This window comes from Sphingomonas gilva (assembly GCF_003515075.1).
Taxonomy (GTDB): domain Bacteria; phylum Pseudomonadota; class Alphaproteobacteria; order Sphingomonadales; family Sphingomonadaceae; genus Sphingomonas; species Sphingomonas gilva.
In genome coordinates, this window is the sequence record NZ_QWLV01000003.1 from 232,245 (window position 1) to 253,166 (window position 20,922).

The 20,922-nt window shown below is 69.6% G+C and carries 28 protein-coding genes, 1 tRNA gene and 1 pseudogene; 20 read left to right on the top strand and 10 right to left on the bottom strand.

Annotation, left to right across the window (positions count from 1 at the left end):
- Nucleotides 1-51: 51 nt before the first annotated feature.
- The 5 genes from D1610_RS09735 to argH are packed head-to-tail and all read right to left on the bottom strand — an operon-like array spanning nt 52 to nt 4,634.
- Complete coding sequence (locus D1610_RS09735) at nt 52-1,005, bottom strand: zinc transporter ZntB (RefSeq protein WP_118863973.1); 954 nt, start codon at nt 1,003-1,005, stop codon at nt 52-54.
- Nucleotides 1,002-1,766: a precorrin-2 dehydrogenase/sirohydrochlorin ferrochelatase family protein gene (locus D1610_RS09740; RefSeq protein ID WP_118864062.1), complete on the bottom strand. Its 765-nt coding sequence runs from the start codon at nt 1,764-1,766 to the stop codon at nt 1,002-1,004. The genes D1610_RS09735 and D1610_RS09740 overlap by 4 nt, the downstream gene beginning before the upstream one ends.
- Nucleotides 1,766-3,028, bottom strand: a complete 1,263-nt coding sequence (gene lysA / locus D1610_RS09745; RefSeq protein WP_118863974.1) for a diaminopimelate decarboxylase — start codon at nt 3,026-3,028, stop codon at nt 1,766-1,768. Before lysA ends, D1610_RS09740 begins: the two co-directional genes overlap by 1 nt.
- Nucleotides 3,028-3,261 (bottom strand): hypothetical protein, encoded by a 234-nt coding sequence (locus tag D1610_RS09750; protein WP_118863975.1) that lies wholly within the window; start codon nt 3,259-3,261, stop codon nt 3,028-3,030. Before D1610_RS09750 ends, lysA begins: the two co-directional genes overlap by 1 nt.
- Nucleotides 3,258-4,634, bottom strand: coding sequence for an argininosuccinate lyase (argH, locus tag D1610_RS09755; RefSeq protein WP_118863976.1), 1,377 nt, complete (start codon nt 4,632-4,634; stop codon nt 3,258-3,260). The genes D1610_RS09750 and argH overlap by 4 nt, the downstream gene beginning before the upstream one ends.
- A gap of 88 nt (nt 4,635-4,722) precedes the next feature.
- Between argH and D1610_RS09760 the strand changes: the two genes are divergently transcribed.
- From D1610_RS09760 to D1610_RS09785, 6 genes are read left to right on the top strand one after another with little or no spacing between them, the layout of a single operon-like run.
- Nucleotides 4,723-5,217 carry a TlpA family protein disulfide reductase gene (locus D1610_RS09760; RefSeq protein WP_245942098.1) on the top strand — a complete coding sequence of 165 codons (495 nt, stop codon included), beginning with the start codon at nt 4,723-4,725 and terminating at the stop codon, nt 5,215-5,217.
- 10 nt (nt 5,218-5,227) lie between these two features.
- Nucleotides 5,228-6,160 carry a DUF808 domain-containing protein gene (locus D1610_RS09765; RefSeq protein WP_118863978.1) on the top strand — a complete coding sequence of 311 codons (933 nt, stop codon included), beginning with the start codon at nt 5,228-5,230 and terminating at the stop codon, nt 6,158-6,160.
- Between the two features lie 42 nt (nt 6,161-6,202).
- Complete coding sequence (locus D1610_RS09770) at nt 6,203-6,892, top strand: endonuclease III domain-containing protein (RefSeq protein WP_118864063.1); 690 nt, start codon at nt 6,203-6,205, stop codon at nt 6,890-6,892.
- A 32-nt stretch (nt 6,893-6,924) separates the two neighbouring features.
- Complete coding sequence (ung, locus tag D1610_RS09775) at nt 6,925-7,632, top strand: uracil-DNA glycosylase (RefSeq protein ID WP_118863979.1); 708 nt, start codon at nt 6,925-6,927, stop codon at nt 7,630-7,632.
- A 1-nt stretch (nt 7,633) separates the two neighbouring features.
- Nucleotides 7,634-8,344, top strand: a complete 711-nt coding sequence (locus tag D1610_RS09780) for an SIMPL domain-containing protein (protein WP_245942103.1) — start codon at nt 7,634-7,636, stop codon at nt 8,342-8,344.
- An 11-nt stretch (nt 8,345-8,355) separates the two neighbouring features.
- On the top strand, nt 8,356-8,784 hold the full coding sequence (locus D1610_RS09785; RefSeq protein WP_118863980.1) for a VOC family protein: 429 nt from the start codon (nt 8,356-8,358) through the stop codon (nt 8,782-8,784).
- Here D1610_RS09785 and D1610_RS09790 read toward each other — a convergent pair.
- Entirely contained in the window at nt 8,781-8,996 is a 216-nt protein-coding gene (locus D1610_RS09790) for a KTSC domain-containing protein (RefSeq protein ID WP_245942105.1), read from the bottom strand. The genes D1610_RS09785 and D1610_RS09790 overlap by 4 nt on opposite strands.
- 34 nt (nt 8,997-9,030) lie before the next feature.
- Nucleotides 9,031-9,483, bottom strand: coding sequence for a hypothetical protein (locus tag D1610_RS09795; protein WP_118863981.1), 453 nt, complete (start codon nt 9,481-9,483; stop codon nt 9,031-9,033).
- Nucleotides 9,484-9,734: 251 nt separating this feature from the next.
- Here D1610_RS09795 and D1610_RS09800 point away from each other — a divergent pair, with 251 nt between their 5' ends.
- The 3 genes from D1610_RS09800 (at nt 9,735) to D1610_RS09810 (ending at nt 12,813) form a co-directional block, all read left to right on the top strand.
- The gene (locus D1610_RS09800; RefSeq protein WP_222926986.1) at nt 9,735-10,268 is read left to right on the top strand and encodes a PepSY domain-containing protein; all 534 of its coding nucleotides are present in this window, start codon (nt 9,735-9,737) and stop codon (nt 10,266-10,268) included.
- Between the two features lie 88 nt (nt 10,269-10,356).
- Nucleotides 10,357-11,505: a GGDEF domain-containing protein gene (locus D1610_RS09805; RefSeq protein ID WP_182466774.1), complete on the top strand. Its 1,149-nt coding sequence runs from the start codon at nt 10,357-10,359 to the stop codon at nt 11,503-11,505.
- A 231-nt stretch (nt 11,506-11,736) separates the two neighbouring features.
- Nucleotides 11,737-12,813, top strand: a complete 1,077-nt coding sequence (locus D1610_RS09810) for a hypothetical protein (protein ID WP_118863983.1) — start codon at nt 11,737-11,739, stop codon at nt 12,811-12,813.
- Nucleotides 12,814-12,898: 85 nt separating this feature from the next.
- Here the strand turns inward: D1610_RS09810 and D1610_RS09815 are convergent.
- A tRNA-Lys gene (locus D1610_RS09815) sits at nt 12,899-12,974 on the bottom strand.
- 3 nt (nt 12,975-12,977) lie between these two features.
- The gene (folK, locus tag D1610_RS09820; RefSeq protein ID WP_425453211.1) at nt 12,978-13,460 is read right to left on the bottom strand and encodes a 2-amino-4-hydroxy-6-hydroxymethyldihydropteridine diphosphokinase; all 483 of its coding nucleotides are present in this window, start codon (nt 13,458-13,460) and stop codon (nt 12,978-12,980) included.
- A 163-nt stretch (nt 13,461-13,623) separates the two neighbouring features.
- Here folK and D1610_RS09825 point away from each other — a divergent pair, with 163 nt between their 5' ends.
- The 11 genes and pseudogenes from D1610_RS09825 (at nt 13,624) to D1610_RS09875 (ending at nt 19,847) form a co-directional block, all read left to right on the top strand.
- The gene (locus tag D1610_RS09825; RefSeq protein WP_118863985.1) at nt 13,624-14,292 is read left to right on the top strand and encodes a uracil-DNA glycosylase; all 669 of its coding nucleotides are present in this window, start codon (nt 13,624-13,626) and stop codon (nt 14,290-14,292) included.
- 35 nt (nt 14,293-14,327) lie between these two features.
- Nucleotides 14,328-14,456, top strand: coding sequence for an aa3-type cytochrome c oxidase subunit IV (locus tag D1610_RS09830; RefSeq protein ID WP_118863986.1), 129 nt, complete (start codon nt 14,328-14,330; stop codon nt 14,454-14,456).
- An 11-nt stretch (nt 14,457-14,467) separates the two neighbouring features.
- Nucleotides 14,468-15,595, top strand: a complete 1,128-nt coding sequence (locus D1610_RS09835) for an NAD(P) transhydrogenase subunit alpha (RefSeq protein WP_118863987.1) — start codon at nt 14,468-14,470, stop codon at nt 15,593-15,595.
- Nucleotides 15,596-15,669: 74 nt separating this feature from the next.
- Nucleotides 15,670-16,059, top strand: a complete 390-nt coding sequence (locus D1610_RS09840) for an endonuclease domain-containing protein (protein ID WP_118863988.1) — start codon at nt 15,670-15,672, stop codon at nt 16,057-16,059.
- 9 nt (nt 16,060-16,068) lie between these two features.
- A pseudogene (locus tag D1610_RS09845) lies at nt 16,069-16,152 on the top strand (NAD(P) transhydrogenase subunit alpha); the annotation flags it as partial.
- A gap of 87 nt (nt 16,153-16,239) precedes the next feature.
- Nucleotides 16,240-16,488 carry a type II toxin-antitoxin system HicA family toxin gene (locus D1610_RS09850; protein ID WP_118863989.1) on the top strand — a complete coding sequence of 83 codons (249 nt, stop codon included), beginning with the start codon at nt 16,240-16,242 and terminating at the stop codon, nt 16,486-16,488.
- Nucleotides 16,485-16,700: a type II toxin-antitoxin system HicB family antitoxin gene (locus D1610_RS09855; RefSeq protein WP_118863990.1), complete on the top strand. Its 216-nt coding sequence runs from the start codon at nt 16,485-16,487 to the stop codon at nt 16,698-16,700. The genes D1610_RS09850 and D1610_RS09855 overlap by 4 nt, the downstream gene beginning before the upstream one ends.
- A gap of 21 nt (nt 16,701-16,721) precedes the next feature.
- Entirely contained in the window at nt 16,722-17,003 is a 282-nt protein-coding gene (locus D1610_RS09860) for an NAD(P) transhydrogenase subunit alpha part 2 (protein WP_118863991.1), read from the top strand.
- Nucleotides 17,004-17,007: 4 nt separating this feature from the next.
- Nucleotides 17,008-18,426, top strand: coding sequence for an NAD(P)(+) transhydrogenase (Re/Si-specific) subunit beta (locus D1610_RS09865; RefSeq protein WP_118863992.1), 1,419 nt, complete (start codon nt 17,008-17,010; stop codon nt 18,424-18,426).
- 69 nt (nt 18,427-18,495) lie between these two features.
- The gene (gene galU / locus D1610_RS09870; protein ID WP_118863993.1) at nt 18,496-19,368 is read left to right on the top strand and encodes a UTP--glucose-1-phosphate uridylyltransferase GalU; all 873 of its coding nucleotides are present in this window, start codon (nt 18,496-18,498) and stop codon (nt 19,366-19,368) included.
- 41 nt (nt 19,369-19,409) lie between these two features.
- Nucleotides 19,410-19,847, top strand: coding sequence for a GNAT family N-acetyltransferase (locus tag D1610_RS09875; protein ID WP_245942109.1), 438 nt, complete (start codon nt 19,410-19,412; stop codon nt 19,845-19,847).
- A gap of 101 nt (nt 19,848-19,948) precedes the next feature.
- On the opposite strand, the gene D1610_RS09880 is transcribed toward D1610_RS09875, so the two are convergent.
- Entirely contained in the window at nt 19,949-20,887 is a 939-nt protein-coding gene (locus tag D1610_RS09880) for an L-threonylcarbamoyladenylate synthase (protein ID WP_118863994.1), read from the bottom strand.
- Nucleotides 20,888-20,922: the final 35 nt, after the last annotated feature.

The window sequence follows — 20,922 nt, forward strand, 5'->3', positions numbered from 1 at the left end:
GGTGGCGCGTTTCTCGACTTCGCTCGAAACGAACGGCCCTTTTTCGGCTCCCTAGTGTGACACCCAATGCTCGCGGATGAAATAGGCGGCGACGCCCAGCGCCAGCGCCAGGCATAGCGCCACCACCCCCCAGAAGGCCCAGGGTTCCTCGGCATAGGGAATGCCCTGCACGTTCATGCCGAGCAGCCCGGTGATGAACGTGAGCGGCAGGAAGATCATCGCGACGATGGCGATGATCAGCGAGCGGCTGTCGATCGTCTCGGCGCGCAGATCGGTCAGCGCCTCGTGGATCAGCGCGGCGCGTTCGCGGATGCTTTCGAGCTCCTCGGTCATCCGCGCGGCGCGGTCGGCCGCCTCGCGCAGATGGCGGCGGTCGGCCTCGTCCAGCCAATCGGCCTCGGTCTCCGCCAGCCGTTCGAGCGCAAGGCGCTGGGGCGCGACGAAGCGGCGATAGCCGATCGCCTGGCTGCGCGCTTTGGCGACGGTGCGGCGCAGCTCGACGGTCTTGTCGCCGTCGATCATCTCCTCGCAATCGTCGAGCCGATCGCCCAGCTCGCCGACCTCGGGATCGAGATCGGCGGTGATCGCGCTCGCCAGCGCCGCGATCAGGTCGCCCGGATCGCGGATGCGTCCGGCCTCGATCGCCGCGCGCACCGCAGGCAGGGCCACCAGCGGCAGCCGCGAGACCGAGATGACGCGGCCCTTCTCCGCCCACAGCCTCAGCGAAGCGAGCGGATCGGATGCGCGCATCTCCTCGCTCGACCGGCCGCGCAGATTGACCAGCGCGCCGCCATTGACGAACTCGGTGCGCGGCCGGCTCTCGGTCGCGACGAGCGCGCCCGCGACGAGCGGATCGAGACGCGCCCGCCCCTGAATCCAGGCGGTCGTCTCGTCGGTGCGGCCGTCGAGATGGATCCAGGCGAAGGCGCAGGACTGGGTGAGCGCGCCGTCCGGTGGCGCGGCATCGACGCGCTCGTCATGGACCAGATAGGCGAAGCCGCTCAAAGGCTCAGGTCCAGCGAAAGCCCCATGCCGGGATCGGCCGGCGGCTTGTCGCAGACGATGCGAACCGCGTCGGCGCGCGCGCGGTCGAGGATCGCGAGCGGCACGTTCGCGCGGTGATAGACGCGATCGGCGCGACCGAGCAGGCGCGCGGCGACGAGCGTGAGATCATCGGGATCGGGCGAGGCGAGACGGATCGTCACCAGCCGGGTTTCCGCCGATTCTTCGGCCGAGGCAAGCCAGCGCGCGACGGCGTGGACATCATGCTCCGTGAGGGGATCAAGCGCGCCGCCTTCGGCCAGCGCCCCATCGATCGCCGCCCTGCGATCGGCGGCATCGGGGAAGCGAGCGCGCAACGCGCCCTTGGCCTGGCCCAGCGCCTCGGCAAGGCGGCCGATGCCGGCGGGCAGCAGCGCCTCGATGCGCTGGCGGATCGCCTTGGCGAGCCCCGCCGACGCGCCGCCGGTCGCGACCGCGATCAGCAGCGGATCGCGGTCGACGATCGCGGGCAGCGTGAAATCGCACAGATCGGGCCGATCGACCGCATTGACCAATATCCCCCGCGCCTGCAGCCGCGCGACGGCGGCCCGCGCCTCGCCTTCATCCTCGATCGCGACGATGGCGAGCGCTGCGGGGCGATCCTCGCCCACCACATTCGCGCCGGCGCGTTCGAGCAGGCGGCGCTTGGCGTCGGCCGCCTCGCCCTCGCCCAGCAGGATCACCGGCCGCCCCGCCATCCTTACGAACAGCGGCAGCGAATGCATCAGGCGGCGAGCCATTCGGGCAGCCGCTCGGCCGCCATGATCGTTTCGGGCGAAATGCGGTCCGCGACGACGGCGAAGCGGTCGCCGTCGACCATCACCTCGGGCACCAGGGCGCGGCTGTTATAGGTCGAAGCCATCGTCGCGCCATAGGCGCCCGCGCTGCGGAAGATCGCGAGATCGCCCGAGGCGACGACGTCGATCTCGCGCGCCATCGCGAAGGTGTCGCCGGTCTCGCACACTGGTCCCGCGATGTTGGCGGTCATGCGCTCGCCCGACGGCCGCACCGCCTCGAAATGGTGATAGGCGTCGTAGAGCGCGGGACGGGTGAGGTCGTTCATCGCCGCATCGACGATGACATAGGGATGGACCACGCCCGGCTTGACCCAGATCACCCTGGTCAACAGCACCCCGGCATTGGCGGCGATGACGCGGCCGGGCTCGAACATCAGATCGACGTCCCAGCCGTTCGTCACGCGCGCCGCCATCGCGCCGAACTGCGCGGGGCTCGGCGGATTGTCGCCGGGGCGATAGGGCACGCCCAGGCCGCCGCCGAGATCGACATGGGTGATCGCGTGGCCCTGCGCGCGCAGCTCGGCGACCAGCCGGCCGATGCGGGTATAGGCGGCCTCCAGCGGGGCGAGATCGGTCAGCTGGCTGCCGATATGGATGGCGATGCCGCGCAAATTGAGGCCGGGCTCGGCGGCGAGGCGGCCGAACATCGCCACCGCCTGGTCGATCGGGATGCCGAACTTGTTCTCCGCCTTGCCGGTCGAGATCTTGGCGTGCGTTCCCGCATCGACATCGGGGTTGACGCGCAGCACCGCGTTGGCGCGCAGGCCTCGCGCGGCGGCGAGCGCGCCGAGCACGCGGCCTTCCTCCTCCAGCTCCAGGTTGAACTGGCCGATGCCCGCTTCCAACCCCTTGATCAGCTCGTCGGGGGTCTTGCCCACGCCCGAAAAGACGATGCCCGATGCGGGAACGCCGCCCGCCATCGCCCGCGCCATCTCGCCGCCCGAGACGACGTCGGCGCCGTAGCCCGCATCCGCCATCACGCGCAGCACCGCGAGATTGGGATTGGCCTTGATCGCATAAGCCAGGTGAAGCCGGGGTATGTCCCTCAGCCCTTCGCGGAACACGTCGGCGTGGCGCGCGAAGGTCGCGCGCGAATAGACATAGACCGGCGTGCCGACCTGATCGGCGATGCGCGCCAGCGGCACATCCTCGGCGAACATCTCGCCGTCACGGAGCTGGAAATGGTCCATTATTGCGGCGGCAGGTCGAAACGGTCGGCGGGGCGGTCCTGCGATTCGGTCAGCACCTCGTCGCTCCGCGCGGGGCGGGCCTGCGCGTCGGGCGCGATCAACTGGTCCGCAGTGCGCGGGGCTTCGGCGCCGAAGGGCGCGGGCGGCAGCGACTGGCCCTGCGCCGGGCGCAGCTCCTTCTGCGATCCGCACGCGGCGAGCGCGAGCGCGGCGATGAGCGCGAGATATCTCATGAATGTTGCTCCAGGGCGGCGCGTGCCGCGGCAATGGCTTCGCGCACCCGCGCGGGCGCGGTGCCGCCCAGGCTGGTGCGGCTGGCGACCGAGGCGTCGACCGACAACACGTCGAACACGCGCTGGTCGATGCGCGCGTCGATCGCGGCGAGCGTGTCGAGCGGCAGATCGGCGAGGCCGGTGCCGGCATCCTCCGCCGCCTTGACGCAGCGGCCGGTGATGTGATGCGCCTCGCGGAACGGCACGCCGCCCGCGCGCACCAGCCAGTCGGCGAGATCGGTGGCGGTGGAGAAGCCGGCCGACGCCACCTCGCGCATGCGTTGGGTGCGGAAGGTCGCGGTCTCCACCATCCCGGTCATCGCCGCGAGCGACAGCGCGAGCAAGTCGTGCGCCTCGAACACCGGCGGCTTGTCGTCCTGCATGTCCTTCGAATAGGCGAGCGGCAGGCCCTTCATCGTCACCGACAGCGCCGTCATGCAGCCCATTATCCGCCCGGCATGGCCGCGCACAAGCTCGGCGGCGTCGGGATTGCGCTTCTGCGGCATGATCGAGCTGCCGGTCGACCATTGGTCGGAGAGGGCGACGAAGCCGAAGGGCTGGCTCGCCCAGATGACGAACTCCTCGGCCAGCCGGCTGAGGTGCAGCGCGCACTGCGTGGCGGCCATCAGATAATCGAGCGCGAAGTCGCGGTCGCTGACCGCGTCGAGCGAGTTGGCGGTGGGCGCATCGAAGCCGAGCGCCTTTGCCGTCATCGCGCGGTCGATCGCGAAGCCGGTGCCGGCCAGTGCCGCCGATCCCAGCGGGCAGCGGTTCATCCGCGCCCGCGCATCGGCGAAGCGCGAGCGGTCGCGCGCGATCATCTCGACATAGGCCAACAGATGATGGCCCAGCGTGACCGGCTGCGCCGCCTGCAAATGGGTGAAGCCGGGCATGACGCTGTCGGCATGCTCTTCGGCGCGGGAGATGAGCGCGCGGGTCAGCGCGACGAGGCCGGCATCGACCTGGTCGATCGCGTCGCGCACCCACAGCCGGAAATCGGTCGCGACCTGGTCGTTGCGGCTGCGCGCGGTGTGCAGCCGCCCGGCGACGGGGCCGATCGCGTCGGCCAACCGCGCCTCGGTCAGCATGTGGATGTCCTCGAGCGCGAGATCGACCGGCACGCCGTTCGCCTCGTAATCCACCGCGACCCGATCGAGCCCGGCGGAAATCGCGTCCGCATCGGTCCGCTCGACGATGCCGCACGCGCCGAGCATCGCGACATGCGCCTTCGATCCGGCGATGTCCTGCCGCCACATCCGCTTGTCGAAGGGGATAGAGGCGTTTATCTCGCGCATCACCGACGCCGGGCCTTCGGCGAAGCGCCCGCCCCACATCGCATTGGAGCTTTCGTTGCGGCCAGGAATGATCTGCATCTCCGTGGCGCTCCTGTGCGCCGCCGCGTGCGATAGGCAATCGCCCCCCGTGGAGCAAGCGCCCGCCGACAATGCGGCGGCGGCCGCGCCTGCGCTCAACGAAGAAGGGTTGCTCGACCGCAGCCACAAGGGCGAGGCGGCGCCGGCGCTGGCGTTCAAGACGCCCGAGGGGACGGACACCACGCTCGCCGCGTTCAAGGGCAAACCGGTGCTGGTCAACCTCTGGGCGACCTGGTGCGCGCCGTGCAAGGCGGAGATGCCGACGCTCGACGCGCTTGCGCTGCGCGAAGCGGGCAAGCTCACCGTGCTGACGATCAGCCAGGACCTGCAGGGGGCGGAGGCCGTCGCGCCCTATTGGAGGGCGCAGGGGTTCAAGGCGCTCAAGCCCTATCTCGATCCCGAGATCGGCTTCAGCATGACCTATGCGGCGACGCTGCCGATGACGATCCTGTACGATGCGCAAGGCCGCGAGCTGTGGCGGATGACGGGCGGGATGGACTGGAGCGGGCCGAAGGCGGCCGCGCTGATCGCCGAAGCGAGCTAGGGGGACAGGAATGCCGGGTGGATTGGTCGCGCTGCTCGACGATGTCGCGGCGCTCACGAAACTGGCGGCGACGTCGCTCGACGATGTCGCCGCCGCCGCGAGCCGTTCGGGCGCGAAGGCGGCGGGGGTGGTGATCGACGACGCCGCGGTGACGCCGCGCTATGTCGTCGGGCTGACGCCGGATCGCGAGCTGCCGATCATCTGGAAGATCGCGAAGGGCTCGCTCAGGAACAAGCTCTTGTTCCTGCTGCCCGCGGCGCTGGCGCTGTCCGCGCTCGCGCCCTGGGCGATCACGCCGATCCTGATGCTGGGCGGCGCCTATCTGTGCTTCGAGGGGACCGAAAAGGTCATCCACGCGCTCTCCGGCAGCCGCCACGCCGAGCAAGTGGTCGAGATAACCGATCCCAAGGAGCTGGAGGATCGCCAGGTCGGCGGCGCGATCCGGACCGATTTCATCCTGTCGGGCGAGATCATGGCGATCGCGCTCGCCGAGCTGCCCGACATGGGCCTGGCGATGCGGGGCGCGGTGCTGGCGGCGGTCGGCGTCGCCATCACCGTCGGCGTCTACGGCGTCGTCGCCGGCATCGTGAAGATGGACGATATCGGCCTGCACATGGCGCAGCGGCGATCGACCAGCGCGCAAAGCTTCGGCCGCGGGCTGGTCAAGGCGATGCCGATCCTGTTGAAGGCGCTCTCGATCATCGGCACCGCGGCGATGGTCTGGGTCGGCGGCGGCATCATCGTCCACGGGATCGAGGAATTCGGCTTTGGCGCCGTGCCGCACCTGATCCATGACACCGCGCACGCGGCCGGTGCGGCCGTGCCTGCGCTGGGCGGCGTGATCGAATGGACCGTCAACGCGATCGGTGCGGGTATCGTCGGACTGATCGTCGGCGGCGCCATCGTCGGCGCGATGCACCTGATCCCGCGCAAGGGCCATTGAACACGCCTTTGACAGGTTCTTGCTTTGTTCTATGATCGAACGATGCAAGGGCAGTTCGCCTTCGTATCGAACGACATCGCACGCTGGCGGTCGCGGCTGACGCCCTTGCTGGTGGGCGTCGAGGCGCTGCCGCGGCGTACGCCGGTCGGGCAACTGGTCAAATCGCTGATCAGCGGCCGCACCCGCGATCCGGTGTCGCTGGCCGCCTATCGAAGGCTTGGCGCGCGCTTCGGATCGGCCGCAGGCATCGCGGCGGCGACGCCGATCGCCGTCGAACGGGTCATCGCCGATGTGACTTTCGCTGCGGCCAAGGCCGAATGGCTGGTGGAGGCATTGCGCTTGATCGGGCGCGAACGGCCCGATTGGCGGCTGGGTTTTCTCGGCGGATTGCCGCTAGGGGAAGCGCTCGGCTGGCTGGAGCGGCTGCCGGGTGTCGGCCGCAAGGTCGCCGCCTCGACGCTCAACGCAAGCACGCTCGCGCGGCCGGTGCTGATCGTCGACAGCCATGTGCTCAGGGTGCTGGGCCGGCTTGGGCTGGTGGCGACCCATGCAGAGGCTGAGATGGCGAGCGAGATCGTCACCGCGGCGATGCCCGGTTGGAACGCGGACGATTTCCTGCGCTTCCACATCGCCTTGAAGCGACTCGGCCAGACCGTCTGCCGCTTCGAGACGCCGGCATGCGCAGCTTGTCCCCTCGCATCCGATTGCCCGTCGAACAAGCCCCTTGGTTGACAGGCCGTCGCGGGGTTTGACATGCCCGCGCCATGGGCGACGTCAAACTGCATCCCACCTGGCTGGAGCCGCTCAGGAGCGAGTTCGAGGCGCCCTACATGCAGGCGCTCAGGGCGTTCCTGGTCGCCGAGAAGGAGGCCGGCAAGCGCATCTTTCCCAAGGGCGGCGAGTGGTTCCGCGCGCTCGACCTGACGCCGCTCGATTCGGTGCGCGTCGTCATCCTGGGGCAGGACCCCTATCACGGCATGGGCCAGGCGCATGGGCTGTGCTTTTCGGTGCAGCCGGGCGTCGCGCCGCCGCCGAGCCTGGTCAACATCTACAAGGAGCTGGCAAGCGACATAGGCATGGCGCGCCCCGATCACGGCCATCTCGAACATTGGGCGCGGCAGGGGGTGCTGCTGCTCAACAGCGTGTTGACGGTGGAAATGGGCCTCGCCGCGTCGCACCGCGATCGCGGCTGGGAGCGTTTCACCGACGCGGTGATCCGGCTGATCAACGCGCGCGCCGAGCCCGTCGTGTTCATGCTGTGGGGCAGCTATGCGCAGAAAAAGGCGGCGTTCGTCGATTCGACCGACAGGGGCGGCCGGCATCTGGTGCTCAAGGCCGCGCACCCCTCCCCGCTCTCCGCGCATAACGGCTTTTTCGGCTGCCGGCACTTCTCCAGGGCCAACGCCTTTCTGGAGGCGCAGGGAGCCGAACCGATCGACTGGGCGTTGCCCCGATGTGCGGAGATGGGCTGACATGCACAAGCTGACGATGACGGTTGCCGCAGCGCTCGCGCTCGCCGGATGCGGCCGGCCCGCGCCCGATCCGCGCGGCGTCGATCGGGATGAGACCTTGCTGCAGGTCAGCGCCGCCGGCCGCGCGGAGACCCGGCCGGACGAAGCGCGCTTCGCCGCCGGCGTATCGAGCATCGCGGCGAGCGCCGCGGCGGCGACCCAAGCCAACAACGAAGCGATGAACAAGGTCTTCGCCGCGCTGGAGGCGCTGGGCATCGGCCGCGACGACATGCAGACGCGGGCGCTCTCCGTCAGCCGGATCGACTATGGCCGCAACCGCGGACAGTTCGAGGCGAACAACATGGTCGAGGTCCGCGTCCGCAAGGTCGACGGCGTCGGCGCGGCGGTCGCGGCGGCGACGCAGGCGGGCGCCAACATCGTGTCCGGGCCCGATCTTCGCATCTCCGATACCGAGGCGGCCAGCCGATCGGCCTATGCCGCGGCATACAAGGCGGCCCGCGCCCGCGCCGAGACCTATGCCGACGCTGCGGGTCTGAAGATCGCGCGCGTTCTCGCCATCCGCGACGGCGGCGATCCAGGCCGGCCGATCCCCTATTATGGCGGCATGGCCGCGCCCGAGGCTGTCGCGCAAGCGGCCGCGCCGCCGGTCAGCGCCGGGACGACCACCAGCGAGGTGCGCGTCAGCGTCGATTTCGCGCTGAGCGCGAAATAGGGAGAGCCCTCATGCCCGACATCGTCCGCGGCGGTTTTCACCATATCGACCTGAATGTCAGCGATCTGGCGGCGGCGAAGGCGGTTTACGGCCCGTTTCTCGAGTTCCTTGGCTATACCTGCGTCAAGGACGACGCCGAGGGCTGCGAATGGGATCTGCGCCAGGACGGTCGCGGCGCCGCGCTCGGCCTCAAGCCGTGCGATCCGGCGCTCTCCGACCATGTCCACAAGCGTTACGCGCCGGGCCTGCACCACCTGGCCTGGCGAGCCGAGAGCCGCGCCGATGTCGACGCGGTCCACGCGCTGCTGGTCGAACACGGGGTCACGATCCTCGACCCGCCCGCGCATTACCCGGAATATTGGGGCGATTATTACGCGGTGTTCTTCGAGGACCCGGACGGCATGAAGCTGGAGGTGGTCCACTCCCCCGGCTGGCTCTAGCCGCCGAGGCGTTCGAAGGCGTAGCGGTCGCGGATGCGGCGGTTGAAGAAGCCGCCCTTCGACGTCGCCCGGCGCATCGCCTCGGCTACCGAAGGCGGAACATCGGCGTAGCTGTAGCGGCGGCCCGTGATGAACTCGATCTCCAGCCGACGCCGATCGGCGTCGTAATCATAACGGCGGATCGCAGTCGAAGGCATGCGGACCAAACGCACGAAGCGCGCGCCTGTTGCCGTGCGGCATGCTTGATCAATCGGTGCAGGCGATGACGAAATCGCGCGCCATCTCCGCGGGCGGCGCCGGATGCGGGCCGTTCGTCTGCGCGCCATAGTTGATCGCGGGCCGCCCGGCGAGGATGGCGGCGAGTTCGGTCGGCACCGGTCCCACGCCGGTGACCCCTCCGCGCAGCGGATCGCCCGCGGGGTCGGCGACCAGCGCGACCACCGCGCCGCCCGCGCCCAGCGACATCCGCTCCTCGCTGCCGACCGGACGGAAGCCCGGCACGTTGACGAGGAGATCGTCATCGCCCGCGGGGCAGAAGAGATGGACCAGCCGCTCGCCGTCGCGGCGGGCGAGGAACAGGCCGCTGCCCTCGCCGCTCGACACCATGTCCCAGGCGCCGGCCAGCGCTTCGATGCCGGGCGCGGCGGCATTGGCCGCCACGATTGCGACGGCCGCGTTCGCGGTATCCGGCGAAGCCATGTCGTCGGCCTCCGCGTCTCCGGTTGACGAAGGAGCGCACGCGGCGAGCAGGGCGGCAAGCAGGCAAGGCGTGAGCGGTCGCATCCTTTCTCCTCCGAAGATTCGCATGGGGAATGCTCCGCACAGCGGCGATGTTCCGCCGGGGCCTCCATATGGCGGAATCGAGCAAGTCATGCCGACGATGGACAGCGCCGGCTTGATGCCGGGCGCGCCGAGGTGCAGGCTGTGATCGAGCGAAGCGGGAGAGGGTGATGCGGGTTGCACTGATCGCGGGCGCGCTGGCGCTGGCCGGCTGCTCGGGCGGTGATGCGAACGAAACGGCGGCGGCGAACGGCGTGCTGCCGCCGGGGCCGGTGACCAACGCCAGCGCGGTCGCGGGCGAGGCCGTGCCGGCGGAGGTGCGTGCGCTCGCCGAGCAGACCGTGCCGGGGATGACCATCGCCGAGGCCGAGCGCAAGGAGCGCGAGGGACGCGTCTATTATGACGTCGAGGGGACGCGGCCCGACGGCAGCGAGGTCGAGCTCGACATGCTGGAGGAGAAGGGCGCCTTCCGCGTGGTCGAGATCCAGCGCGACATCGCCTGGAGCGAGGCGCCCGCCGCCGCCATAGCCGCGGCCAGGGCGGCGGCGGGCGCATTCGCGCCCGAGCGCGTGATCGAGAGCACCCAGACCGACGGCACGGTGATCTACGAGCTGTTCGCCCCCGGCCGCACCGACGAACCGGCGATGGAGGTGCGGATGAAGGACGGCAAGGCCGAACTGCTGGGCGAGCGCTGGGCGCATTGAGGCCGCTCGGCCAATCTGGTTAACCCAATCTTCGTAAGCGCTTGCGATATCGCGGCGGCGGGCTATGGCCGCGTGCAGTCGTGGGGGAATGACGATGCGGAAGGTGGCGCGCGCCGCATTGGCAAGGTGGTTTCCCGCCGTGCCGTCGGCGATCGCGCCCGCGCTTGCCGCCTATCAGTTCGACAGCATCCGCCGCCAGGTGCCGATCCTCCATATGATCGCCATCCTCAACCTGCTGATCGTCGATTTCGTGCTGTGGCGGCAGCACACGCCCGCCGGCTATTACGCCTGGACGTCGGCGATCATCCTGTTCTGCCTGTGGCGGATCGTGACATGGCGGCGGCGCAACCGCGCGGCGCGGCCAGGACCGGCGGAAATGGGCCGTTTCCTCGCCGGCGCGAACCGCGCGGCGATCGGCTCGGTGGCGATCGTCAGCGCCTTCGCCGCCGCGACCTATCTGGCTGGCGGGTTCGATTATCCGCTGCTGATCCCGATCTCGCTCGCCTTCGGCGTGTTCAGCATCGCCCATTGCCTGGCGCCGATGCGCCTCGCCTCGGTCGCCACGCTCGTCGCCGGCATCGCGCCGTGCGGCCTCGCCATGCTGCTCACGGGCAATTTCATGGCGCAGGTGATCGCCGTCAGCATGATGAGCGTCGCCGCGCTCAAGATCGGCTTCCTGCGCGATTATCACGGCCAGATGATCGCGCGGCTGGCGCTGCAGCAGCAGATCCACGATCTCGCCGCGCGCGATCCGCTGACCGGGCTCGCCAATCGGCGCGCGATCCACGACCGGATCGAGGCGGCGATCGCGCGGGGCGAGGATTTCGCCGTGGCGCTGATCGATCTCGACGATTTCAAGGGGCTGAACGACAGCCGCGGTCATCATGCCGGCGATGCGATGCTGCGACTGATCGCCGAGCGGCTGGCGGCGCATGCCGGGCCCGACGGCGTCGCCGGGCGGCTGGGCGGGGACGAGTTCGTCGTGCTGCTGGAGCGCGTCGCGGACGCGGCGGCGATCCGCGCGCGGATGGACGAACTGGTCGCGGCGCTCGCCGGGCCGGCGATGATCGAAGGCGAGACCGTCGCGCCCGCCGCCAGCCTGGGCTTCGCCACCTTCCCCGAGTGCGGGCGCGATCTGGATGCGCTGACCCGCGCCGCCGACGCCGCGCTCTACGCCGCCAAGCGCGAGGGCAAGGGCCGCGCGCGCGGGCGTCGCAGCGTGGCGGAAGCGGCCTGATCGAAGCGCCTTCGCAAAGAAGAGGCAAATACTGGCCAAACAACGGTAAAGTAGCGGCATGCAAGTCGGCGAATCGGCTTCTATACATGCGGATGAACGCCAGATTTACAGATCGGTATCCGGTCTTGACTATGGTCTTTTGGCAACAATTTTGTTCGCTTCGCCGTTTCATCCGCTCGATTCATCCGAAACGCGGCATCCTATTCCCTCGCGCCCGCATTGACGGGAGCCATGATTATCAAGAGTCATCTCATCCGCCCCGGCATGACCGCGATTGCCGCTGTCATCGCCATCTCTTCCACGCCGCTGCTCGCGCAGGATGCGACCGTGCAGCCGCAAACCCAGGCGACGACGCCTGCGCCGGTGACGCCGCCGCCCGTGGTGCGCACCGCGCCGAGCAGCACGGCCCCGAGCATGACCACGACCGTCACGCCGCAACCCGCGACGCCGACCATCCAGTCCGCGCCGGTCGTCCCCGCGCCCGCCGCGACGCCGACCGTCGCCCCGCCGGCGCCCGCGCCCGCGGAGCCCGAACCCGCGCCGGTCACACGCTCGGCAGAGCCCGAACGCGCCGCACCCGCGCGGACAAGCCGGCGCGAAGCGCCTGCGGCCGCCGAGCGGCCCGCGACCGTCCCGGCAGCGCCTGCTCCCGCTGAAGCACAGCCGCTAGCGCCGCCCGTCGCCGTCGAGGCTGTGCCCACCCCCACGCCGCTTGACGCGCAGGCAGCGCCGGCGCCCGTCGCCGGCCCCGCCGGCGCGAGCAACGACATGCTGCCGCTGATCGGCGCCGGGGCGCTTGCCGCGCTCGCGCTCGGCGCGGCGGGATTCGCGCTCAGCCGCCGCCGGCGTCGCCGCGACGAGGAGGCTTGGGACGCCGTGGAGTTCGAACCGGCTCCCGAGGCGGCGGCCGAACGGCCCGTGACGGAAGCGCCGCAGCCGGCGACCGAGGCCCCGACTCCGGGCCCGGCTTTCGCCCGCGATGCCGAGACGGACCCGGCGCCGATCGCCGCAGGCGCCGCGGCGCTGCCCAACGGCTTCGATCTTTCGCGCTACGGCCGTCACGTCCAGGCCGCCTATCGCGGGCCGACGCCGGAGAACCCCTTCGTCTCGCTCAAGAAGCGGCTGACGCGCGCGCATTTCTACGACATGCAGGAAGCGCGCGCGGCCGAGGCGGCAAGGGCCGCCGCTGCCGCGCCGCAACCGGCCGCCGCTCGCCCGGCGGAGCCGGTTCGCGACCGGTTCGAGGTGCGTCGCCCCGGCACGTCGCCCGCGCGGCCCGGCGGATTGCGCCCGGCATTCCAGCGCTGAGCCGGCCGGTCCGGCAAGACGCGGCGTCGCCACCCGGAGCTTCCGGGCGGCGGCGCCGCTCTTCGTTGGTCGATCGGGGAAGGGATGGTGGGTCCGCCGGGACTCGAACCCGGGACCTCTCGATTAAAAGTCGCTTGCTCTACCAACTGAGCTACGGACCCACATCATCCGGCGCGCGAGGTAGGCCTGCGCGCCCCCGCGGTCAACCGCGCGTGGAGCTGGCGCACGGTCAGCCCCGTCAGCGGATCGCGCCAGCCCGGCGCGATCTCGGCGAGCGGCTCCAGCACGAAAACGCGCTCGCGAAAGCGCGGATGCGGCACCGTAAGCGCGGAACCGGCGAAGCAGCCGCCCGACCACAGCACGATATCGAGATCGAGCACGCGCCCCCCCCAGCGCCGCCCGGCGCGGCGGCCCGCGGCGCGCTCCATCGCCTTGAGCGCCTCGAGCAGCGCATCGGGCGCGAGTTCGCTTTCGATCAGCGCCGCCGCGTTGGCGTAACGCCGCAGTGACGGGCCGAGGGGCGCGGTCTCGATGATCCGCGACGCGGCGATCACCCCGGGCAGCGCGGCGATCGCCGCCGCCGTCACGCGTCTGGGCGGCCCCGCGCGCCCGGGCCGGTTGCTGCCGATGGCGACAAGATAATGCACCTGAATACCGTTCGGGCTGAGCTTGCCGAAGCCCCGTCCTTCCCTTCCAGCCGTTGCAAGAAGAAGGACGGCCCCCTTCGGCGAAGCTCAGGACAGGCTTCGACAAGCTCAGGGCGAACGGGTCCGGGTAGATAAGATCGAAGGCAACGCCTATCCGCCCGCCATGTTCGCGCCAAGCCCGATTCCCGAAACCGAGCCGCCCCATGATTGCCCGCGCTGCCCGCGCCTCGTCGCCTTCCGCGAGCAATTGCGCGCCGAGCATCCCGATTGGTGGAACGCGCCGGTAAACGCGTTCGGCGATCCAGGCGCTTGGCTCGCCATCGTCGGCCTCGCCCCGGGCAAGCACGGCGCCAACCGCACCGGCCGCCCCTTCACCGGCGATTACGCGGGCGACCTGCTGTTCGCCACGCTCGCCAAATATGGCCTGGCGACGGGCCGCTACGAAGGTCGCCCCGACGATAGCCTGCGCCTGAACGGCGCGATCATCGTCAATTCGGTCAAGTGCCTGCCGCCGCAGAACAAGCCCACGCCCGAGGAGATCCGCACCTGCCGCCCCTTCCTCGAAGGGCAGGCGGCGGTGCTGCCGGGCGCGCGCATCTTTATCGCGCTCGGCCAGATCGCGCATCAGTCGGCGGTGAAGATACTGGGCGGGCGGCTCCCGAAATGCCGCTTCGGCCATCTCGCCGAGCACCGCATGCCGGGCGGGCGCGTGCTGATCGACAGCTATCACTGCTCCAGATACAATCAGAATACCGGCCGGCTGACGGCAGAAATGTTCGAGAGCGTCTTCGCCCGCGCAACCCTGTTGCGCGATATGGGCATTGCTGGCTAAGACGCGCCAAACTTCGTCCGAGACAGGGAAGAACGATGGCCGAGCACGGCGAGATGGACATGAAGGCGCACGTCAAGACCTATGGCGGCGTGATGAGCCTCCTCAAATGGGGAACGATCGTCAGCTTCGTGGCGGCGCTCGCCGTCATCTTCATGATCTCCTGACCGGTTCGCGCGTGAAGATCGCGGTCCTGAAGGAGCTCGCCGCGGGCGAACGCCGCGTCGCCGCCACGCCCGAAACGGTCAAGAAGTTCGCCGCGCTCGGCGCCGAGATGACGGTCGAGCGCGGCGCGGGTGTCGCGGCATCCTATGCCGACGCAGATTACGAGGCGGCCGGCGCGACGCTGGCCGATCGTGCGGGCGCGATCGCGGGCGCCGACATCCTGCTCGGCGTGCAAGGGCCACCGCCCGACAGCCTCTCCGGGGTCAAGCAGGGCGCCTGGCTCGTCGCCGGGCTCAATCCCTTCGGTGAGCGCGCGCGGGTCGACGACTACGCCAAGCTCGGCATAGAGGCGCTGGCGATGGAGTTCATGCCGCGCATCACCCGCGCGCAATCGATGGACATCCTGTCGAGCCAGGCCAATCTCGCCGGCTATAAGGCGGTGCTCGACGCGGCGGCGGAATATGGCCGCGCCTTCCCGATGATGATGACCGCGGCGGGCACGATCTCCGCCGCCAAGGTCTTCGTGATGGGCGTCGGCGTCGCCGGGCTGCAGGCGATCGCCACCGCGCGCCGGCTGGGCGCGCAGGTCTCGGCGACCGACGTGCGCTCGGCGACCAGGGAGCAGATCCAGTCGCTCGGCGCCAAGCCGATCTTCGTCGAGAATGTGAAGGGCATCGAGGGCGAGGGATCGGGCGGCTACGCCACCGAGATGTCCGACGAATACAAGACGGCGCAGGCCGAGCTGGTCTCCTCGCACATCGCCAAGCAGGACATCGTCATCACCACCGCGCTGATCCCCGGGCGTCCGGCTCCAAGGCTGATCAGCGACGCGCAGCTCGCGACGATGCGCCCCGGCAGCGTCATCGTCGACTTGGCGGTGGAGGCCGGCGGCAATGTCGAAGGCGCGGTCGCGGGCGAGGTGGTCGAGAAGCACGGCGTCAAGATCGTCGGCCACCGCAACGTGCCGAGCCGCCTCGCGACCGACGCCTCGGCGCTGTTCGCCCGCAACCTCCACACCTTCCTCTCGACCTTCTGGGACAAGGAAGCGGGCAAACCCGTCCTCCCCGAAGGCGACGAGATCGGCGACGCGATCCGCCTGACGCGCGGCGGCGAAGTGGTGAGCGAGAGGCTGAGGGGGTGAACGAGGCCGCCGCCAATCCTCCCCGCTACGGGGAGGGGGACCGCGCGAAGCGCGGTGGAGGGGGCTCTCCACCCATGCAACGCCCCGTGGTGTACGCAGCCCGTCGCCTGCGGAAGACCATGTCGCTGCCTGAAGTCCTGCTGTGGCAGCGGCTGAGATCGCGCCCTCATGGCCTCAAATTCCGCAAGCAGCATCCGATCGAACCCTATATCGTCGATTTCTTCTGCAGCGAAGCGGCGCTGGTGATCGAAGTCGACGGCATCGCCCATGATATGGGCGGCAGGCCGGATTACGACGAACGTCGCGAGGCTCTGATCAGGACGCGTGGTTTCGACGTGCTGCACATCGCTGCGAAGGACATACTCCGCGATGTGGATGCCGCGGCCGCCTCGATCGTGGCGCGCGCGGCCAACCCCCTCCACCGGCCTGCGGCCGGTCCCCCTCCCCGTTCCGGGGAGGATTGAGGAAGAAACATGGACTTCATCAGCATCCTCTCGATCTTCGTGCTGGCCTGTTTCGTCGGCTATCATGTCGTCTGGTCGTTTGCGCCCGTCCTCCCCGAAGACGATGAGATCGGCGACGCGATCCGCCTGACGAAGGGCGGCGAAGTGGTGAGCGAAAGGCTGAAGGCATGATTCGATAGCATGGCGAGAGCCGACAAGCTGCTCGATGCCATGCGAGCCAACCCGCGCGATTGGCGGATCGAAGATGTCGTGACGGTCTGCGAGGCGGCGGGCATTGCTTGCACCGCGCCGCGCAAGGGGTCACATTATAAGGTGAAGCATGAAAGCATGGGCGAAATCCTGACTATTCCGGCGCGCCGGCCGATCAAGCCGGTATATGTTCGCGCTCTGGTCAGCTTCGTCGACGCCGTTCGAGGAGTGGGCGGATGAACCCGCAAGATTACGAGGTCGACATCCGCCCGCTCTCCGATGCGGACGGCGGCGGATTCATCGCGATCGTGCCGGAGCTGCCGGGCTGCCGGTCGGACGGCGATACGCCGCAAGAAGCCCTCGATAACGCCTATGACGCCATCGCCTGCTGGATCGAGGCGGCACAGGAAATGGGCCGGCCGGTGCCGCAGCCGCGACGCGCCGCGGCCTGAACGACAGACATTGGGGGCAAAATGGACTTCATCAGCATCCTCTCCATCTTCGTGCTGGCCTGTTTCGTCGGCTATTATGTCGTCTGGTCGGTCACGCCCGCGCTGCACACGCCGCTGATGGCCGTGACCAACGCGATCTCGTCGGTGATCATCGTCGGCGCGCTGATCGCCGCCGCGGCGGCCGGATCGCCCCAAGCCAAGTGGCTGGGGCTGCTCACGGTGGTGCTGGCGAGCGTCAACATCTTCGGCGGCTTCGCGGTCACCGAGCGCATGCTCGCGATGTACAAGAAGAAGGAGCGCTGAGGCGATGCACGAGGCCGCTCCCGTCAACCCCTTTGTCGCGCTCGCCTATCTGGTCGCGGGCGTCTGCTTCATCCTCGCGCTGAGGGGCTTGTCCTCGCCCACCACCAGCCGCCGGGGCAACCGGCTCGGCATGATCGGCATGGGGATCGCCATCGTCACCACGCTGGTGACGCACGAGATCGCCAGCCTGGCCGAGATTCTCGTCGCCATCGTCATCGGCGGCGTGATCGGCTTCGTCATCGCGCGCAGGATCGCGATGACGGCGATGCCCCAGCTGGTCGCCGCCTTCCACTCGCTGGTCGGCCTGGCGGCGGTGCTGGTCGCGGCGGCCGCCTTCCTCAACCCCGGCGCCTTCGGCATCGTCGGCGCCGACGGCGAGATCCTCCCCGTCAGCCGGATCGAGATGGGCCTCGGCGTCGCGATCGGCGCGATCACCTTCTCCGGCTCGGTGATCGCCTTCCTCAAGCTCAATGGCAACATGTCGGGCAAGCCGATCCTGCTGCCCGCGCGGCACCTGATCAACCTCGGCACGCTTGCCGCGATCCTCGCCCTGATCGGCCTGTGGACCGCGGCGGCGACGCCCGATGCCTGGATGTTCTGGACGGTCACCGCGCTCGCCTTCGCGATCGGCTTCCTCCTGATCATCCCGATCGGCGGCGCGGACATGCCGGTCGTCGTCTCGATGCTCAACAGCTATTCGGGCTGGGCGGCGGCGGCGATGGGGTTCACCCTCGGCAACACCGCGATGATCGTCACCGGCGCGCTGGTCGGATCGTCGGGCGCGATCCTCTCCTACATCATGTGCCGTGCGATGAACCGCAGCTTCATCTCGGTCATCGCGGGCGGCTTCGGCGCGGCGGGCGGCGGCGATGCGGGCGCGGCGGCGACCGATCGCCCGTGGAAGCGCGGATCGGCCGAGGACGCGGCCTTCCTGATGAAGCAGGCCGATCAGGTGATCATCGTCCCCGGCTACGGCATGGCGGTGGCCCAGGCGCAGCACGCGCTTCGCGAGATGGCGGACATGCTCAAGGAGGAGGGCGTCACGGTCAAATACGCCATCCATCCCGTCGCCGGCCGCATGCCGGGACATATGAACGTGCTGCTCGCGGAGGCGAACGTCCCCTATGACGAGGTGTTCGAGCTCGAAGACATCAATTCGGAGTTCGCCCAGACCGACGTCGCCTTCATCATCGGCGCCAACGATGTGGTGAACCCGGCGGCCAAGACCGACAAGTCATCGCCGATCTACGGCATGCCGGTGTTCGACGTGAACAAGGCGAAGACCGTGCTGTTCATCAAGCGCAGCATGGGCGGCGTCGGCTATGCCGGCGTCGACAACGACGTGTTCTACCAGGACAACACGATGATGCTCCTCGCCGATGCGAAGAAGATGGTCGAGGAGATCGTCAAGAATCTGGGATGACCCGGCGCTTCCCCTCGCTCGAGCGGTCGGCTAATCGCCGCGGCGACCGATAGAGAGGTTCGCATTCCCATGACCATCAAGCCGCTTCGCAAGGCCGTGTTCCCCGTCGCCGGCCTCGGCACGCGCTTCCTGCCCGCCACCAAGGCGATGCCCAAGGAGATGCTGACCGTCGTCGACAAGCCGCTGATCCAATATGCGGTTGAGGAGGCGCAGGAAGCGGGAATCGAGCAGATCATCTTCGTCACCGGGCGCGGCAAGGCGGCGCTCGAGGATCATTTCGACATCTCCTACGAGCTCGAATCGACCATGGCGGAGCGCGGCAAGTCGCTGGAGCCGATCGAGGGCATCCGGATGACGCCGGGCAGCCCGGTCTATATCCGCCAGCAGGAGCCGCTCGGCCTGGGCCATGCCGTGTGGTGCGCGCGCGAGATCGTCGGCGACGAGCCCTTCGCGGTGCTGCTGCCCGACGAGCTGATGGTCGGCGCGCCCGGTTTCCTCAAGCAGATGGTGGGGGCCTACAACCGGCTCGGCGGCAACGTCATCGGCGCGCTCGAGGTCGCGGCGGACGAGACGCACAAATACGGCATCATCACCCCCGGCGCGCAGGACGGGCCGGTGACCGAGGTGACCGGGCTGGTCGAGAAGCCAAGCGCCGGCACCGCGCCATCGAACCTGATGATCCCCGGCCGCTACATCCTGCAGCCGGAGGTGATGCGCATCCTCGACAATCCGGTGACGGGGGCCGGCGGCGAGATCCAGCTGACCGACGCGATGGCGCAGCTGATCGGGAAGCAGCCCTTCCACGGCTATACCTTCGACGGCCGCCGCTTCGATTGCGGCGACAAGGCGGGCTATATCCAGGCCAATCTGGCGCTGGCGCTGGAGCGCGAGGATATCGGCCCCGCCGTGCGCCGCTTCGCCGAAAGGCTGATCGCATCCTGATCCGCCCCGCCTTCCCTGACGATGCCGCCGCGATCCATGCGGTGGTTACGGCGGCGTTTGGCGGAGAGGACGAGGCGCGGCTGATCGCGGCGCTCGACGCCGATGGCGACACGGTGGTCTCGCTCGTCGCGGTCGAGGCGGACGAGATCGTCGGCCATATCCTGCTTTCGGGGCTCGCCGCGCCCTTCCCCTCGCTCGCGCTGGCGCCGCTCGCGGTGCGGCCCGATCATCAGCGCCGCGCGGTGGGCAGCGCGCTCGTCCGCGCCGCCATCCAGGCCGGCCAGGTCGCGGGCGCGCGCGCCATCTTCGTGCTGGGCGATCCCGACTATTACGGCCGCTTCGGCTTCGGCGCGGCGCAGGCGCGCGGTTTCTCCAGTCCCTATGCCGGGCCGCACCTGATGGTGCTGCCGCTGGGCGGCCCGCTGCCCGTCCCCACCGGCCGGATCGACCACGCCCCGGCGTTCGCGGCGCTCGTCTAACCGTCGCCCCTGCGCAGGCAGGGGCCGCTATCGGCATACGCTACGTAGATTGTGCCACAAACCCAGCGGCCCCTGCCTGCGCAGGGGCGACGGATGGTAGATCACCGAACCGCGGCCCGCGCCAGCCGGTCGTTGATCGCCGCGCCCAGGCCATCGGAAGGGATCGGCGCGATTGCGATGGCTTGGCCGTCGCTCGCATCGGCGCGGTGCAGCGCGTCGAACAGCCGTGCAGCAGCTTCGGTCAGATCGCCTGTGACGGACAGCGTGTCATGGCCGGTCACCTGCCCGAATCCGATCAGCCATTCACCCGGCTTGGCATTGACGGCTTCCAGTCGCAGCGGTTTCCCCGGCGCATAATGGCTCGCGAGCTGGCCGGGCGCGGTCACCGCATCGCCCGCATAGGCCGAATAATCCGGCCCCAGCATCTCGGCGGTCACCGGGCCGGGCCGCAGGATCGCGTGCGACGCCGGTGCGACGATGGTCGATTCGAGGCCGGCGCTGGTCGGCCCGTCGTCGATGACCAGGCCGATCCGCCCGCCCAGGCTCGCCAGCACGTGGCTGCAGCGCGTCGGGCTGATCGCGCCGCTGGCGTTGGCCGAGGGCGCGGCGAGCGGCTTGCCGCACGCCTCCAGGAGCGCGCGCATCGCGCGGTGCGCCGGCACCCGCACCGCCACCGTCTCCAGGCCCGCCGTCGCCAGGGCCGCGACCGGGCTTCCCTCGGCGCGCGGCAGCACCATCGTCAGCGGGCCCGGCCAGAAGGCGGCGGCGAGCCGTTCGGCCTCGGCGTCGAACGCGGCGATGCCCCGCGCGGCTTCGAGGCTCGGCGCATGCACGATCAGCGGGTTGAAGCTCGGCCGCCCCTTGGCCGCATAGATGCGCGCCACGGCCGCCGCATCGGTCGCGTCGGCGGCGAGGCCGTAGACCGTCTCGGTCGGCACCGCGACCGGCTCGCCGCGCGCGATTCGCGCGCGCGCTTCGGCGATGGCGGCCTCGCCGTAGGGTAAGGCGATCGTCTCGAACGGCGGATTTGTGGGGCTCATGGCCGCGCGCTATAGCCCGCGCGCATAGCAGAGAG

Excerpts from the sequence above, each read along its gene's own strand:
- D1610_RS09865 (WP_118863992.1), top strand. The coding sequence starts at position 17,008 with ATGCACGAGGCCGCTCCCGTCAACCCCTTTGTCGCGCTCGCCTATCTG.
- D1610_RS09840 (WP_118863988.1), top strand. The coding sequence starts at position 15,670 with ATGCAACGCCCCGTGGTGTACGCAGCCCGTCGCCTGCGGAAGACCATG.
- lysA (WP_118863974.1), bottom strand. The coding sequence starts at position 3,028 with ATGGACCATTTCCAGCTCCGTGACGGCGAGATGTTCGCCGAGGATGTG.
- ung (WP_118863979.1), top strand. The coding sequence starts at position 6,925 with ATGGGCGACGTCAAACTGCATCCCACCTGGCTGGAGCCGCTCAGGAGC.
- D1610_RS09750 (WP_118863975.1), bottom strand. The coding sequence starts at position 3,261 with ATGAGATATCTCGCGCTCATCGCCGCGCTCGCGCTCGCCGCGTGCGGA.
- D1610_RS09830 (WP_118863986.1), top strand. The coding sequence starts at position 14,328 with ATGGCCGAGCACGGCGAGATGGACATGAAGGCGCACGTCAAGACCTAT.
- D1610_RS09855 (WP_118863990.1), top strand. The coding sequence starts at position 16,485 with ATGAACCCGCAAGATTACGAGGTCGACATCCGCCCGCTCTCCGATGCG.
- D1610_RS09795 (WP_118863981.1), bottom strand. The coding sequence starts at position 9,483 with ATGGCTTCGCCGGATACCGCGAACGCGGCCGTCGCAATCGTGGCGGCC.
- D1610_RS09800 (WP_222926986.1), top strand. The coding sequence starts at position 9,735 with ATGCGGGTTGCACTGATCGCGGGCGCGCTGGCGCTGGCCGGCTGCTCG.
- D1610_RS09880 (WP_118863994.1), bottom strand. The coding sequence starts at position 20,887 with ATGAGCCCCACAAATCCGCCGTTCGAGACGATCGCCTTACCCTACGGC.
- D1610_RS09850 (WP_118863989.1), top strand. The coding sequence starts at position 16,240 with ATGGCGAGAGCCGACAAGCTGCTCGATGCCATGCGAGCCAACCCGCGC.
- D1610_RS09780 (WP_245942103.1), top strand. The coding sequence starts at position 7,634 with ATGCACAAGCTGACGATGACGGTTGCCGCAGCGCTCGCGCTCGCCGGA.
- galU (WP_118863993.1), top strand. The coding sequence starts at position 18,496 with ATGACCATCAAGCCGCTTCGCAAGGCCGTGTTCCCCGTCGCCGGCCTC.
- D1610_RS09740 (WP_118864062.1), bottom strand. The coding sequence starts at position 1,766 with ATGCATTCGCTGCCGCTGTTCGTAAGGATGGCGGGGCGGCCGGTGATC.
- D1610_RS09770 (WP_118864063.1), top strand. The coding sequence starts at position 6,203 with ATGCAAGGGCAGTTCGCCTTCGTATCGAACGACATCGCACGCTGGCGG.
- argH (WP_118863976.1), bottom strand. The coding sequence starts at position 4,634 with ATGTGGGGCGGGCGCTTCGCCGAAGGCCCGGCGTCGGTGATGCGCGAG.
- D1610_RS09785 (WP_118863980.1), top strand. The coding sequence starts at position 8,356 with ATGCCCGACATCGTCCGCGGCGGTTTTCACCATATCGACCTGAATGTC.
- D1610_RS09765 (WP_118863978.1), top strand. The coding sequence starts at position 5,228 with ATGCCGGGTGGATTGGTCGCGCTGCTCGACGATGTCGCGGCGCTCACG.
- D1610_RS09825 (WP_118863985.1), top strand. The coding sequence starts at position 13,624 with ATGTTCGCGCCAAGCCCGATTCCCGAAACCGAGCCGCCCCATGATTGC.
- D1610_RS09805 (WP_182466774.1), top strand. The coding sequence starts at position 10,357 with ATGACGATGCGGAAGGTGGCGCGCGCCGCATTGGCAAGGTGGTTTCCC.
- D1610_RS09810 (WP_118863983.1), top strand. The coding sequence starts at position 11,737 with ATGATTATCAAGAGTCATCTCATCCGCCCCGGCATGACCGCGATTGCC.
- D1610_RS09860 (WP_118863991.1), top strand. The coding sequence starts at position 16,722 with ATGGACTTCATCAGCATCCTCTCCATCTTCGTGCTGGCCTGTTTCGTC.